This is a genomic window from Haloferax gibbonsii ATCC 33959 (assembly GCF_000336775.1).
In the GTDB taxonomy this organism is placed as follows: domain Archaea; phylum Halobacteriota; class Halobacteria; order Halobacteriales; family Haloferacaceae; genus Haloferax; species Haloferax gibbonsii.
This window is the reverse complement of the sequence record NZ_AOLJ01000015.1, coordinates 153,750-168,124: the sequence shown is the minus strand read 5'-3', so window position 1 is coordinate 168,124 and position 14,375 is coordinate 153,750. Positions and strand designations below refer to the sequence as shown.

Here is a 14,375-nt window from a genome sequence, read left to right as displayed (position 1 = left end):
CTTCGCTGGCGGGCGCGAGCCGGCGTGCGAACGGCCTACTCGGCCAGCGACCGCTTTGCTTTCTCGGCCGCGTCGTCCACGTTCACCTCGTTCGCGCGTGCGAAGAGGACCGCGGCGGCCTCGGCGGTGACGCCGAGGCGGGACTGTCGCTCGTTGATGCCGGCGACGGCGGCCTGTTTTTCGATGCCGGCGGCGACGCAGGCGTCGAGAATCTGCTCGAACGCCGACTGCTCGCGGAGGACGGAGGCGTCGGGTTCGAACTCCTCGGGTATCCGTACCTCGGCGGGGTCGAACGTCGCGACGACCTCGCCGTCGTCGCGCTCGACGAGGCCGCGGCCCGCGGCGAGGTCGATGAGGCGCTTCGCCTGGTCCGGGGAGAACCAGTCGCGGTCGAGCGACAGGGCGACGACGAACTCGCCCTCGCCGAGGCGGGTCGAGCCGTGTTGCCGGAAGGGGACGGCGACGGTGACGTCGAGACTCATCGGTTCGACGGCGGGCGCGGGCGAACTAAACGGTTTGCGTTGCCATCGCGCCCGAGAGACGTGGTGTCACCCGTCTCCGCCGAGCACCGATTCGAGCGATTCAAGTAGTCACCGAGGTTTTTACCCCGTATGAAGGACCAAGGACGCTCCAAGCGGAAGCGGACCGGCGGTCGGCGCAAGCCGTCCCGAAACAAGAAGCGCTACCAGCTGGGCCGCGAACCCGCCGCCACGACGGTCGGCGAGCCCCGGTTCCAGATCATCGACTCCCGCGGTAACAACGAGAAGGTCCGCGCCCTCTCGACGAACGTCGCGCAGGTCGCCGACGGCTCCGACGTGACGCAGGCAGACATCGAAGGCGTCATCGACAACCCGTCGAACGTCAACTACGCCCGCCGGAACATCATCACGAAGGGCTCCATCATCGACACGAGCGCCGGCCGCGCCCGCGTCACCTCCCGCCCCGGTCAGGACGGGCAGGTCAACGCCGTCGTCGTCGACGAAGAGTAAGTCTCTCTCCCCGCGTCGTCGTTTCGGCGCGGCTCGACTGTTTTACCCCGTGAGCCCCCCGGCCGTCGCTCGCGGGCGTGGTTCGGTCGAAGTCGAATCCGGAACAAGAAGTGAGCGACAAAAGCGGCGTCGCGGCTGGTCGCTCGTGGTCGGTCAGGGCGTCGGCGCGGCCTTCTGGAGCGCCGTCTCGGCGATGTTGCCGCCGTAGTCGGCGCTCCGGGAGACGGAGTCGACGATGAGACCGAGCAGTTGCGCCCGGGCCGGGTCGAGGCCGCGGAGGTGTTCGTCGATGCCGCGGGCGCTCGCGTCGATGGCCTGGACGGCCTCGCGGGACTCGTTGGCGAGGCGGCTCGCCTCGTCACTCTCCTCGGCGAACAGCGCGTCCATACCGCCGTTGACGACGGCCTTCGCCTCCTCGAACAGCTCCTGAATCGCCTCGACGATTTCGCCGTCGACGGGCTCTTCGAAGTTCAAAGAGAGGTGGGCGATTTTGGTCGCGTGGTCGCCGATGCGCTCCAGTTGCCGGGCGGCGGACTGGTAGTCGAAGCAGATTTCGCGGGGCAGGCCGAGTTCTTCCGCGGCCTTCGGAGTCCGGAGCGTCGCCCGGAAGATTCGGGAGACGACCATCCAGAGGCGGTCGACGTCGTCGTCGCGCTGGATGACGTCGCGGGCCATGTCGTCGTCCTGCTCGGCGATGGCCGCGATGGCGTCTTCGAGCATCGAAAGCGAGATGAGCCGCATCCGGGTGACCGCGTTGTGGATGGAGAGCTCGGAGGAGTCGAGCAGGTCGCGGATGACGACCCGGTCGCGCGTCTCTTCGAGCACTTCGAGGCCGACGAGGCTCTGGGTCGCCTCGCGGATGGTCCGGCGCTGGTCGGTCGTGATGCGCGAACTCTCCAGCGCGATGATGTCGAACCCGCTCACGTACATCGTCATGACGGCGCGGGTGAGTTCGTCCCCTTCGAGGGTCGCGATGTCGAGGGTGCCCTCGGTGCGTTCTTCCTCCGAGCGAGGAGTCAAGAACAGCGAGTCCCCCTCCGGGTAGAACTCGACTTCGCTCCCCGCCGAGACGCCGTTGTCCGTCGCCCAATCTTTGGGAATCGAGACGGTGTAGGTGGAACCGCCCGTCACCTGCACCTTTCGGGTTTCGACCATGTCCGTGGGTGGTTCTCAATACACAATAAAACTGTCTATCTCTATATATCGAAGTCGTATTTTATGTGATGAGCGCTACCGAACGTGATTCGTGCCGATTCGGGCTCGAAACACTGCCCACTCAGTAGTTGTTTTGCGCCGCGCCTGTCGGCCCGTGCCCCCGCGTTTTCTGACACGTCGGCGAAAGTTCGCGCACGAGACGGTCGCGAATGGAACAATCGGCTGCTTTCGCCGATTTCGCCCCGTTCTTGTCACACGTTATCAACCGTTGTGGATATACCGGAACATATCTCTATATAGTTGTCATAGCAGGGTATTTACGCCAAAATCGGCTCGTCAAAATCGATGACGCGTAACTCGGACAGTGGTCTTTCGCGGCGTAAGTTCCTGATTGCCTCGGGCGCGGCCGGTCTCGCTGGACTCGCCGGGTGTACGGAGAACAACACCGACGGTGAGGGCGGCTCCGGCGGCGACTCCGAGGGTGGGGACTCGTCAGGCGACGGGAGCAACGAGCTCTCGGGAACCATCGACATCGCCGGCTCCTCGACGGTGTTCCCGCTCGCGACCGCGATGGGCGAGCGCTTCCAGACCGAGCACTCCGAGGTCAATATCAACCTCCAGTCCACCGGCTCCGGTGGCGGCTTCGCGAACTACTTCTGTACGGGTCAGACCGACTTCAACAACGCCTCGCGCCCCATCAAGGGCGAAGAAGAGACGCAGTGTGAGGACAACGACGTGACCCCCGTCGAACTCAAAGTCGCCACCGACGCGCTGACGGTCATCGTCAACAACGACAACGACTTCATCGGCGAGGGCCTCACCGTCGAGCAACTCCAGACCATCTTCTCGGCCGAGTCGACTCCGACGACGTGGTCGGACGTCAACTCCGAGTGGCCCGACGAGGAGATTCAGATCTACGGCCCCACCGACGCCTCCGGCACGTACGACTACTTCATCGAGGCCATCATCGGCGAGGAAGGGCCGGGGCACCGCCAGGACTACTCGGCAACCGAACAGGACCGCACCATCATCCAGGGCGTCCAGGGCTCCGAGTACGCCATCGGCTACATGGGCTTCGCGTACTACAGCGAGAGCACCGACGCCGTGCAGGCCGTCCCCATCGAGAACGACGCCGGCGAGTTCGTCGAGCCGTCGCTCGACACGGCGCTGTCCGGCGAGTACAACCCGCTTTCCCGCCCGCTGTTCACCTACCCCGCCCGCGAGTCGCTCGCGGAGGAACACGTCGCGGAGTTCGCCCGCTACTGGATGGAGAACTCCACCAGCCGCGAAATCGTCGCCGACGAGGTCGGCTACGTCCCGCTCGGCGACGACGAGCAACAGGAGATGCTCGACACGCTCAACGCGGCCATCGAGGAAGCCAACTAGCCGCTTCCCCGACAGAATCAGCTAACGAAGCGCTTTTTCATATACCACGATTCAATCCAACCAATGAGCACAGATGACCTCGAAACCGACCTCACGCGGAACACGGAGAATTCTCCGCGTGAGCTACTGACGCGGTCGTTCTTCTTCCTGTGCGCGGCGTTGTCCGTCGTGACGACCCTCAGTATCGTCGGGCTCCTCATCACGGAGGCGTCCAAGTTCTTCACGCTGACAGCCCCGCTGATGGGAGTAGCGGGAGAGACGGCGTCTATCGTCGACTTCCTCACCGGAACCACCTGGCAGATACACAGCCAAGAGTTCGGCGTGCTGGCGCTCGTGTCGGCGACCCTGATGGTCACCATCGGGTCGGCCGTCATCGCGCTCCCGCTCGGCGTCGCCACCGCCATCTACCTCAGCGAGTACGCGAGCGCACAGGCGCGCTCGATTCTCAAACCCGCGCTGGAGATCCTCGCCGGCGTCCCGACCGTCGTCTACGGCTTCTTCGCGCTTATCTACATCACGCCGGCGCTGGAAGTCGTCTTCCCCGGCATCGGGACGTTCAACATGCTCTCTGCGAGCATCGTCGTCGGCATCATGATCATCCCGATGGTCGCCTCCATCAGCGAGGACGCGATGTCCGCCGTCCCCGACGAACTCCGACAGGCGGGCTACGGCATGGGCGCGACGAAGTTCGACGTCTCGACCGGCATCGTCGTCCCCGCCGCGCTCTCCGGTATCTTCTCTTCGTTCATCCTCGCGCTCTCGCGCGCCATCGGCGAGACGATGGCCGTCACCGTCGCCGCGGGCGCGCAGGCGAAGTTCCTCAACCCGCTCAACCCCGCGTCGTACCTCGAAGGCGCGCTGCCCATGACCGCCGCGATGGTCCAGCTTCTCACCGGTGACATCACCGGCGGTGGCCTGGCCTACCGCAGCCTGTTCGCCATCGGCCTCGTGCTCTTCGTCATCACACTCATCATGAACGTCATCAGCGACTACGTCTCGCGACGCTACCGGGAGGCGTACTGAGATGTCGACCGACACCGAATCGAGTTACGCAGACGGGTTCGGACAGGTCAGTCGGACCGCCGGAACCGTCTTCCGGTACCTGCTTTTGGGCGCGACGATGTTCGGCATCGTCACGCTCGCCGTCCTCCTCGTCTACGTCGCCAACGACGCGATTCGCCCGCTCACCGCCGACCTCGGCTGGCATCTCACCTTCTTCCTGACGCTCGTCGTCCCCACGGCGGTCGTCGGCGGCTATCTCGCCCGCCGGAACGTCCCGGCGCTCAAGCTCGGAGGGATGGTCATCGGGATGCTCGGGGTGTTCCTGCTGTTCAGTGGCGGCGTCGCCATCGTCTTCGTCGACATCGTCCCGCCGCTGACCGGCCTGTCGTACGTCGTCGGCCTCCTCGTTCCGGCGGCGCTCACGGTCGTCCTGACCAAGTACGAACAGCAGATTCCCTTTACCCTCCGCGTCGCCGCGACCGGTGCCGCGTTTATTCTCTCGCTCGTCGGCGTGCCGGGGTACTTCCACAGCATCCCCGAAATCGTCCGTCAACTCCCCGTGGTCCCCGCCGACTGGATGATTCTGACGCTCGTCCTTGGCGGCGTGGCCGCGGTCGTCGTCGGTCAGTACGTCGCCCGCATCCGTGAGGACACCACCGCGGGCCTCGCCGCGGGCGCGTCCGCGCTCGTCCTGACCGGTCTCGCGGCCGTCGTCGGTCCGACGCTCGGCGTCGACGCCAACGCCGCCGCCGTCGTCACGTCGGTCGCGTTCGTCCCGACGCTGGCCTACGCCGGCGGCGCGGCGGTCACCCGCGAACAGGAGCGAATCGGCCTCCTGTTGGCCGCGGTCGTCATCGGCGGGTCGCTCGTCGGCGCGGTCGCGGTCGACGCGCTCGGCTTCGCCGGCCCGCAGTCGTGGGTCGACTGGCAGTTCCTCACGAGCGCCCACAGCGGGACCGCGGAGAACGCCGGCCTCTACCCGGCCATCGGCGGCTCCATCCTGCTGATGGCGACGGTCGCCGCCCTCTCGTTCCCGCTCGGCGTCGGCGCGGCGGTGTACCTCGAGGAGTACGCCCCGGACAACGCCTTCACCCGATTCATCGACGTGAACATCTCGAACCTCGCCGGCGTCCCCTCGGTCGTCTACGGCCTGCTCGGACTCGGCGTGTTCGTCACCTACCTCGGCCAGCCGACGGGGACGGTCCTCATCGGCGGCGCGACGCTCGCGCTCCTCATCCTGCCCATCGTCATCATCTCCTCGCGCGAGGCGATTCGGGCGGTTCCCAGCGACATGCGGCAGGCGTCCTACGGCATGGGCGCGACGCGCTGGCAGACGGTGAAGAACGTCGTCCTCCCGGAGGCGTTCCCCGGCATCCTGACCGGGACCATCCTCGCGCTCGGCCGGGCTATCGGCGAGACCGCGCCGCTCATCATGATCGGCGCGCCGAACGTGCTTTTCAGCCTGCCGACGGAGCTCACTTCGAAGGTGAGCGCCATGCCCCTGCAGGTGTACGCGTGGTCCAGCCTGTTCGCCAGCGAGGACTTCTACACGAAGGCCGTCCCGGCGGGCGTCGTCGTCCTCCTGGCGGTCCTCCTCGCCATGAACTCCATCGCCATCGTCCTGCGCAACAAGTTCGAAAGTGAAAACTGAACACCACCAATGAGCCAAAGAGACAAAGCACCCGAGGGAGAACAGCAAGCCATGAACGGAACAGAGGACCCGACGAACGACGAGATGCTCGTCGAAACCGACGTGAGCGACGGGCTCTCTGCGTCGGAGAGTTCGGTGGGGCGGGACGCCGAGACCGTCATCAGCTCGGATAACATCAACGTCTGGTACGGCGACGACCACGCGCTCACCGACATCTCGATGGACATCCCCGAAAACAGCGTGACCGCCATGATCGGTCCCTCCGGCTGCGGGAAGTCCACGTTCCTCCGCTGTATCAACCGCATGAACGACCTCATCGACGTCGCCCGCGTCGAGGGGGGACTCACGCTCCGCGGCAAGAACGTCTACGACGACGACGTCGACCCCGTCGCGCTCCGCCGCCGCGTCGGTATGGTGTTCCAGAAGCCGAACCCGTTCCCGAAGAGCATCTACGAGAACGTCGTCTACGGCCTGAAGATTCAGGGCATCGACGCCGACTACGACGAGGTCGTCGAGGAGTCGCTCAAGCGCGCCGCCCTCTGGGACGAGGTGAAAGACCGCCTCCACGAGTCCGGTCTCGACCTCTCTGGCGGTCAACAACAGCGCCTCTGTATCGCCCGCGCCATCGCCACCGACCCCGAGGTGCTGCTCATGGACGAGCCCGCCTCGGCGCTCGACCCCGTGGCGACCTCGCAAATCGAAGACCTCGTCGAGGAACTCGCCGAGGACTACACCGTCGTCATCGTCACCCACAACATGCAACAGGCGGCGCGTATCTCCGACAAGACCGCCGTCTTCCTCACCGGCGGCGAACTCGTCGAGTTCAACGACACCCAGAAGATCTTCGAGAACCCCGAGAGCCAGCGCGTCGAAGACTACATCACCGGCAAGTTCGGATAACCCGCTCTCGCTCGCGCGGTTCGCGGCTCGTTTTGTGCCACGCTCGGTCCGCATCGCCGACCGGACGCCCGCGTTTCGGCGTCGCGTATCGGACACGGTCGTTCGGGACGTATCGGCGGCTCAGTCACCGAAACCATCACAAGGAATTTCACTTCGCCTGCCGGAACGTCACGTATGGCCAGAAACACGTACCAATCTCGCCTCAATCAGCTCGAAGAGGACGTGTTGTATCTCAGCGAACTCGTCTCGGAGCGAGTTCGGTACGCCCTCGACGCGCTCGAAGACAAAGACGAGCGGAAGGCCCAGGAGGTCATCGAGGGCGACCACGAGATCAACCGCATCTACCTCGACTTGGAGCAGGACTGCATCGACCTGCTCGCGCTCCAACAGCCCGTCGCGGGCGACCTGCGATTCATCGCGGCGTCGTTCAAGATCATCACCGACCTCGAACGCATCGGCGACCTCGCGACCAACCTCGCGCAGTACGCCATCGACGCCGAAAACGACGTGTACACGGAAGTCGACATCCGCCGCATCGGCGACGCCGCGCTCGACATGGTCGACCAGGCGATGGACGCCTACGAGACCGAAGACACCGACCTCTGTCGGTCCGTGGCGGAGCGCGACGACAGCCTCGACACGATGTGTGACAACGCGTCGCAGAGCATCGTCCGCGACCTCATGAGCGGCGACGACTTCGAGGGCGACGGCGACCTCGAACCCGAGACCGCCCTCGTCGACGTGCGCCGCCTCCTGCTTACGGTGCGCGACCTCGAACGCATCGGCGACCACGCCGTCAACGTGGCGGCGCGGACGCTCTACATGATAGACAACGACGACTCGCTGCTGTTCTGAGCGCGCGCCACACACCGACGCGTCGCTTCTTTTTCGGGAGATAAGAAGAAAAACCAGACAAGCGACCGCCGACCGTCCGGCTTACTGGAAGCCGATACGGCCGCCGTCGCGGGTGTCGGGCGACAGGCCCTCGCGGGAACCGCCCTTGAACTGGTCTTGGATGTCCTCGTAGTAGCGCATCAGTTCCTCGGTGATGGTCGGCCGGACCGACTCCATCGCCTTCCGGAAGTGGCGCATCTCGATTTCCTCGGCGTCGGAGTCCTCGCGGAGCGCCTCGATGGCCGCCTCGCGGCAGATGGATTCGAGGTCGGAGCCGACGTAGCCGTCGGTTATCTCCGCGATTTCGCGGAGGCTCACGTCGGGCGCGAGCGGGCTCCGCTGCGTGTGGATGTCGAGAATCTGCTCGCGGCCCTCCTCTGCGGGCTGGCCGATGAGCACGAGGCGGTCGAACCGACCCGAGCGGATGAGCGCGGGGTCGATCATGTCCGGGCGGTTCGTCGCCGCGATGACCATGACGTTACCCGCGTCTTCGAGGCCGTCTAACTCCGTCAGGAGCTGGTTGACGACGCGCTCGGAGACGTTGTTGCCCATGTCGTTGCCGCGGGCGGGGGCGAGCGCGTCCAGCTCGTCGAAGAAGATGATGGTCGGCGAGACCTGCCGCGCCTTGCGGAACGTCTGCCGAATCGCCTTCTCCGACTCGCCGACCCACTTCGAGAGCAGCTGCGGACCGCGCACCGAGATGAAGTTCGCGTTCGTCTCGTTGGCGACGGCCTTCGCTATCAGGGTCTTCCCCGTGCCGGGCGGCCCGTAGAGGAGCACGCCCTTCGGGGCCTCGATGCCCATCCGCTCGAACTTCTCGGGCGTCGTCAGCGGCCACTCGACGCTCTCTTGGACCTTCTGTTTGGGCCCTTCGAGACCGCCGACGTCCTCCCACGTCACCTTCGGAATCTCGACGAGCACCTCGCGCATCGCCGAGGGCTCGACCTCGCCGAGCGCGCCGCCGAAGTCGTCGTTCTTGACGACCATGCGGTCGATGAGGCTCGGCGGGATGTCCTCCCTGTCGAGGTCGATTTCGGGGAGGTAGCGCCGAAGCGCCTTCATCGCGGCTTCCTTCGTCAGCGCCTCGATGTCGGCACCGACGAAGCCGTGGGTGTCGTCGGCGAGGTCGTCGAGGTCGACGTCGTCCGAAAGCGGCATGCCGCGGGTGTGAATCTGGAGGATTTCCTTGCGGCCCTCCTCGTCCGGCACGCCGATTTCGATTTCGCGGTCGAAGCGACCGGGGCGGCGGAGCGCGGGGTCGACCGAGTCGACGCGGTTCGTCGCCGCGATGACGATGACCTGTCCGCGGGCTTCGAGCCCGTCCATCATCGTCAGCAGCTGGGCGACGACCCGGCGTTCGACCTCGCCGGTCACGTCCTCGCGCTTGGGCGCGATGGAGTCGAGCTCGTCGATGAAGATGATGCTCGGCGACTCCTCTTTGGCGTCCTCGAATATCTCGCGGAGCTGCTGTTCTGACTCGCCGTAGTACTTCGAGATGATCTCCGGCCCTGCGATAGAGAAGAAACTCGCCGAAGTCTCGTTGGCGACCGCGCGGGCGAGAAGCGTCTTCCCGGTGCCCGGCGGGCCGTGGAGCAACACCCCCTGCGGGGGCTCGATGCCCAGCTTCTTGAATATCTGGGGGTGCTTCATCGGCAGTTCGACCATCTCGCGGACGCGCTGAATCTCGTTGGTCAGCCCGCCGATGTCTTCGTAGGTGATGCCGCCGCCGGCCTTCTCGAAGCCCGAGATGGGCTCCTCGCGGAGTTCGACGTCGGTGTCCTCGGTGACGAGGACGACGCCGTCGGGCTTCGTCTCGACGGCGATGAGCGGAATCGCCTGTCCGGGCGACCGCATGAACGGGTGGTTCGTACTCGACATCACCGGGACGATGTCGCGTTCGACCACGGGCCGCTTGAGAATCTGCCGTTTGACCATGCCGGCCGCGTCGGACCCGAACTGGACGCTCGCCTCTTCGGGCGGCGCCAACACGAGTTTGTCGGCCTTCGTTGCCTCTGCCTTGCGGATGGTGACCCGCTCTCCGATGCCCACGTCGGCGTTCTGCCGAGTGAACCCGTCGATGCGGACCGTATCCGTGTTCCAGTCCTGCCGGTCTGCCCGCCACACCTTCGCGGCGGTCGTTTTTCCTCCCTCTATCTCGATGATGTCTCCCGGCGAGAGCTTGAGATGGAGCAAGGTGTCCGGATCAAGACGGGCGATACCGCGCCCCGAGTCGTTCGGGTACGCTTTCGCCACTTCGAGTTGGACTTCGTTCATGATTACCTCGCGGGGATGCTGATACCTGTGAGAGGCCATCGGATAAGTCCTTCCCCGGTCGGCCCGAGGCACCGTCCTCCCGTGGTTACAGCCTAGCACACCGTAGGGCGGGCGGCTACTAATCCCTACCGACTGGACAGGCCTCGGCGCGTCGATGGCTGGCGTTTTTACTCTCGAACACGACGGTTCACGCATGCGACTCCTCGCGTTCGACGGCCGGATGGGTGCCAGCGGCGACATGCTCCTCGGCGCGCTCGTCGCCGCCGGTGCCGACCCGTCCGTCCTCTCGCCCGTCGAAGACGCCCTCGACGTGACCTACCGCGTCCACGAGGTCGACAAAAACGGCATCCTCGCGACCAAGGTGGACGTGCTCCTCGCGGAGACCGACGGCGGCGACCCCCGCGGCGAGGGCCACGGCGACGACCACCGACGCCTGCGCGCCGACGGCGACGACGGGGGCGACTCCGACAACGACGCCGACGGCGACGGCGAAGACGAGCACAGCCACCAACATCAGTACCGCCACCACGACCACGCTCACGACGAGGAGCACACTCACCACCACGACGACGGCCACGAGCACTCGCACGACCACGGTCACTCGCACTCCCACGACGACCACGAGCATTCGCACGACCACGGTCACTCGCACTCTCACGACGGCCACACCCACGCCGAAGGTCACGGCCCGCACCGGACCTACCCCGAGGTCGTCGAACTCGTCGAGTCGATGGGCCTCCCGGCGGGCGTGGTCGAGGACGCGACGGCCATCTTCCGCGTGCTCGGCGAGGCAGAAGCCGAGGTCCACGGCACGGACCTCGACGAGACCCACTTCCACGAGGTCGGCGCGGACGACGCCATCGCCGACGTGGTCGGGGTCTGTCTCCTCCTCGACGACCTCGGCGTCGACCGCGTCGTCACCGGCCCGGTCGCCGTCGGCGGCGGCGAGGCCGAGATGAGCCACGGGTCCTACCCGGTCCCCGCGCCCGCCGTGCTCAACATCACCGCGGCGGCCGACTGGTCGGTCCGCGGCGGCCCCGTCGAGGCCGAACTGCTCACCCCCACGGGCGCGGCCATCCTCGCGCACCTCGCCGAGGGCGTCGAGACGCTCCCGTCGATGTCGGTCGAGTCGTCCGGCTACGGGGCCGGCGGCTGGGACTTCCCGGACCGGCCGAACGTCCTCCGCGCGGTCGTCGGCGACGGCGGCTCCCGGCTCGTCCGCGACGAGATTTCCGTCCTCGAGACGAACCTCGACGACGCGACGCCCGAAGTCCTCGGCGGGCTACAGGAGACCCTGAAGGACGCCGGCGCGCGCGACGTGACCATCATTCCGACGACGATGAAGAAGTCCCGCCCCGGCCACCTCGTCAAGGTCGTCGTCAAGCCCGAGGACGCCGAGCGCGTCGCCTATCGCCTCGCGGTCGAGACCGGCACGCTCGGAATCCGCGAACACGGGGCGGGGCACCGCTGGACCGCCCGCCGCGAGTTCGAGACGGCGACGCTCGCTGTCGACGGCGACGAGTACGAGGTGAGCGTCAAGGTCGGAAGCGACGCCGACGGCGTCGTCTACGACCGAAGCGCAGAGTACGACGACGCGCTCGCCGTGGCGACCGAGACGGGACTTCCCGTCCGCGAGGTCATGCGCTGCGCCGTGGACGCGGTGGCGTCTAACGACGGCGAATAAGCGATTCGCGAGGCTCACCGTCCGGAACGATTCGCCGAAAAAAGCGGCCGCGGCCGACCCGTCAGGTCACTTCTCGTTGAACTGCGGCCGGGAGTTGAACGGCGCGAACGTCCCCGCGGGGTTGTTCACGTGGACCCACGCGTGGAGGCCCCAGTGGCCACCGGCGAAGCCCCACATGCCGTCGTCGCTGTCGCCGTGGAACGGGTCCGGGAACGGCCCCTCGTATTCTTGCACTTCGTCGAACAGGTACTCGGCCGCGCCGAGCACGAGTTCCTCCTTGCCGTTGCCCTCGTTTTTCCCGTAGACGAGCGCGGCGGGCTTCGTGATATCGACCTCGTCGTCGTAGTTCTCGATGATGTAGTGGTGGTTCACGTAGTGGTAGCCCATGCCCGGCACGAACGGACTGCCGAGGACGTAGCCGTCCGCGATGGCCTTCCGAACGTCGGCGTACTTCGACGTGGCCGCCCGAACCGACGCGAGTTCGCGCTGGAGCGCCCCGCGGTGCGCCGCCGCGGGCGAGGCGAACGCGCCGAGCGAGAGCGCGCCGACGCCGAGTGCCTTCAGGTACGTCCGTCGCCCGACTTCGGGGGTGCGTGATGTGCTCATGCGACACGAGATACGCGTCGGGAGAACGTAGGTATGAATCGGGGAGGGTGCGTCTCATAAACCGAGAGTCACGTTAATAGCGTTCTTTCCCCGTCGACCGCTCGAATCACGGCCCACTCGACCGGTCGCGTAGAGCACCGTTAGGCGGCCGTTAACGGCGTCGAAACCGCCGCCGCGACGCTCACTCCTCGCGCGAGCGGTGTTCGTCCAGCGCTTCGTCGATGCTCAGTTCCCCGCCGGCGACGCGGCGCGCGAGCGCGTCGTCGATGGTGCGGTTGTCCTCGGACGCCTCGCGCGAGCGCGCCTTGATGCGCGTGAGTTCGCCCTCGGTCGGTTCTATCTCGCGGGATTCGATGCGCTCGCCGTCCCGGCGGGCGATGTTCACCGCGGCGAGCACGTCGCCCATGCCGCGCGCGCCGGTCCCGAGGTACGGCGTCGTTCCGGTCTCGTCGACGAGTTCGACCGCGACGTCGTCGAGGTCGTTGATGAGCTTCGCGCCCTGCAGGCGCGCGCCGTCGCCGATGCGGACCACGGGGTCGACCGCGTCCTCGGTCTCGCGGCGGATGACCTCGACGGCGTCCGAAAGCGGGACGTGGAACGCGGCGACGACCGTCTCGCCCGAGAGGACGGCGACGCCGGGTCTGGTTCCGGGGTCCACCCCGACGACGGTCCGTCCGTCGCCGCCGCGGAGGCTCGCGAGCGCCTCGTCGACGGCGCGGCGCGCGTCGTCGCCGGTCGCGGTCACGCGGGTCACGTCGCCGCCGGTATCGACGCCGTCGAGGTCGTCGTCCGGGCCGGTAAGGAGGACCCGCGCCCGCTCGGGAAGCGGGTCGCCCGGCTCGACGGTGGTAAAGGCGACTCCTCGGCTCCGGAGTTCGGACACGGCCTCGTGGTAGAGGTCGAAGTCCGCGGTGGCGACGACTATCACGTCCCTCCCTTGGCGACGGCGACGAATAAACCGTCGTGCGCGGGTCGCCCTCGACGGTCGCGGACTGGCGCCGAAGCGGCGGCCCGTACCGCGGCGGGCGACCGGGGTCTTTTTCGGCCGGTGGCACCCACCACCTGACGTGACAGAGTCAGTCTCCACCGGGTGCACGGCGCTCGACGACCTCCTCGACGGCGGGTTCGAACGCGGCACCGTCACGCAGGTGTACGGCCCCTCCGCGGCCGGCAAGACCAACGTCGCGCTCTCGGCGGCGGTCCGGGTCGCCGCGGCGGGCGGCACCGTCGTCTACATCGACACCGAGGGACTGTCGGTCGACCGTTTCCAACAGCTCGCGGAGGCGGTCGCCCCCGAGGACGTGGAGTCTGTGACCTCGCGGCTGATGATAAGCGAGGCGTACGACTTCGAGGACCAGGAACAGGCCGTCCGCGACGCCGAGGAGTTCGCCCCCAACGCCGACCTCATCGTCCTCGACTCCGCGACCGGCTTCTACCGGCTCGAACGGACCGCCGAGGGCGACGGCGGCGAGGCGCTCCGTCGGGTCGCCCGGCAGGTCACGCACCTGCTGTCGCTCGCGCGCAAACACGACCTCGCGGTCGTCCTGACGAATCAGGTGTACTCCGACCCCGACACCGACCGGACGCGGGCGCTCGGCGGCCACACCCTCGAACACTGGACCGGCACCGTCGTCCGCCTCGACCGCTTCCGCGGCGGCAACCGCCGGGCGACGCTCGAAAAGCACCGCGCGAAACCCGCCGGGGAGACGGCGACGTTCAAGATAACGGACCGCGGGCTCTCGGCGACTGACGTGTAGAAAAAGGTCGACGCGACCGGGCGGACGACCCGGCCCGATCCTGCTCCTGTGTTCCGTTCGCGTTTCGATTTCGGGCG

13 protein-coding genes are annotated in these 14,375 nt (G+C 66.8%); 8 read left to right on the top strand and 5 right to left on the bottom strand.

Translation table 11 applies throughout. The features are described from left to right. Positions 1-35: 35 nt before the first annotated feature. Positions 36-482: a DUF2240 family protein gene (locus C454_RS10460; protein WP_004975365.1), complete on the bottom strand. Its 447-nt coding sequence runs from the start codon at positions 480-482 to the stop codon at positions 36-38. 129 nt (positions 483-611) lie between these two features. Between C454_RS10460 and C454_RS10455 the strand changes: the two genes are divergently transcribed. After that, a complete protein-coding gene (locus C454_RS10455; protein ID WP_004975364.1) occupies positions 612-989 on the top strand; it encodes a 30S ribosomal protein S8e in 378 nt (125 codons plus the stop codon). Positions 990-1,142: 153 nt separating this feature from the next. On the opposite strand, the gene C454_RS10450 is transcribed toward C454_RS10455, so the two are convergent. Then, the gene (locus C454_RS10450; RefSeq protein WP_004975363.1) at positions 1,143-2,144 is read right to left on the bottom strand and encodes a phosphate uptake regulator PhoU; all 1,002 of its coding nucleotides are present in this window, start codon (positions 2,142-2,144) and stop codon (positions 1,143-1,145) included. 345 nt (positions 2,145-2,489) lie between these two features. Here C454_RS10450 and C454_RS10445 point away from each other — a divergent pair, with 345 nt between their 5' ends. The 5 genes from C454_RS10445 to phoU all read left to right on the top strand — a co-directional run bounded on the left by C454_RS10445 (position 2,490) and on the right by phoU (position 7,938). Continuing rightward, entirely contained in the window at positions 2,490-3,530 is a 1,041-nt protein-coding gene (locus C454_RS10445; protein ID WP_004975361.1) for a PstS family phosphate ABC transporter substrate-binding protein, read from the top strand. 63 nt (positions 3,531-3,593) lie between these two features. After that, positions 3,594-4,553 (top strand): phosphate ABC transporter permease subunit PstC, encoded by a 960-nt coding sequence (gene pstC / locus C454_RS10440; RefSeq protein ID WP_004975360.1) that lies wholly within the window; start codon positions 3,594-3,596, stop codon positions 4,551-4,553. A 1-nt stretch (position 4,554) separates the two neighbouring features. Then, positions 4,555-6,183 (top strand): phosphate ABC transporter permease PstA, encoded by a 1,629-nt coding sequence (pstA, locus tag C454_RS10435; RefSeq protein WP_004975359.1) that lies wholly within the window; start codon positions 4,555-4,557, stop codon positions 6,181-6,183. A gap of 51 nt (positions 6,184-6,234) precedes the next feature. After that, positions 6,235-7,083, top strand: coding sequence for a phosphate ABC transporter ATP-binding protein PstB (gene pstB, locus C454_RS10430; RefSeq protein ID WP_004975356.1), 849 nt, complete (start codon positions 6,235-6,237; stop codon positions 7,081-7,083). A gap of 174 nt (positions 7,084-7,257) precedes the next feature. Continuing rightward, positions 7,258-7,938 carry a phosphate signaling complex protein PhoU gene (gene phoU, locus C454_RS10425; RefSeq protein WP_004975354.1) on the top strand — a complete coding sequence of 227 codons (681 nt, stop codon included), beginning with the start codon at positions 7,258-7,260 and terminating at the stop codon, positions 7,936-7,938. An 81-nt stretch (positions 7,939-8,019) separates the two neighbouring features. Here phoU and C454_RS10420 read toward each other — a convergent pair whose 3' ends face one another. After that, positions 8,020-10,251, bottom strand: a complete 2,232-nt coding sequence (locus C454_RS10420; RefSeq protein WP_004975353.1) for a CDC48 family AAA ATPase — start codon at positions 10,249-10,251, stop codon at positions 8,020-8,022. Between the two features lie 193 nt (positions 10,252-10,444). Between C454_RS10420 and larC the strand changes: the two genes are divergently transcribed. After that, entirely contained in the window at positions 10,445-11,935 is a 1,491-nt protein-coding gene (gene larC, locus C454_RS10415) for a nickel pincer cofactor biosynthesis protein LarC (protein ID WP_004975351.1), read from the top strand. Between the two features lie 66 nt (positions 11,936-12,001). Here the strand turns inward: larC and C454_RS10410 are convergent, their stop codons facing one another. Then, a complete protein-coding gene (locus tag C454_RS10410) occupies positions 12,002-12,541 on the bottom strand; it encodes a hypothetical protein (protein ID WP_004975347.1) in 540 nt (179 codons plus the stop codon). A gap of 181 nt (positions 12,542-12,722) precedes the next feature. Further along, a complete protein-coding gene (locus tag C454_RS10405; protein WP_004975344.1) occupies positions 12,723-13,469 on the bottom strand; it encodes a RuvC family protein in 747 nt (248 codons plus the stop codon). 139 nt (positions 13,470-13,608) lie between these two features. Between C454_RS10405 and radB the strand changes: the two genes are divergently transcribed. Further along, a complete protein-coding gene (radB, locus tag C454_RS10400) occupies positions 13,609-14,298 on the top strand; it encodes a DNA repair and recombination protein RadB (RefSeq protein WP_004975343.1) in 690 nt (229 codons plus the stop codon). Positions 14,299-14,375: the final 77 nt, after the last annotated feature.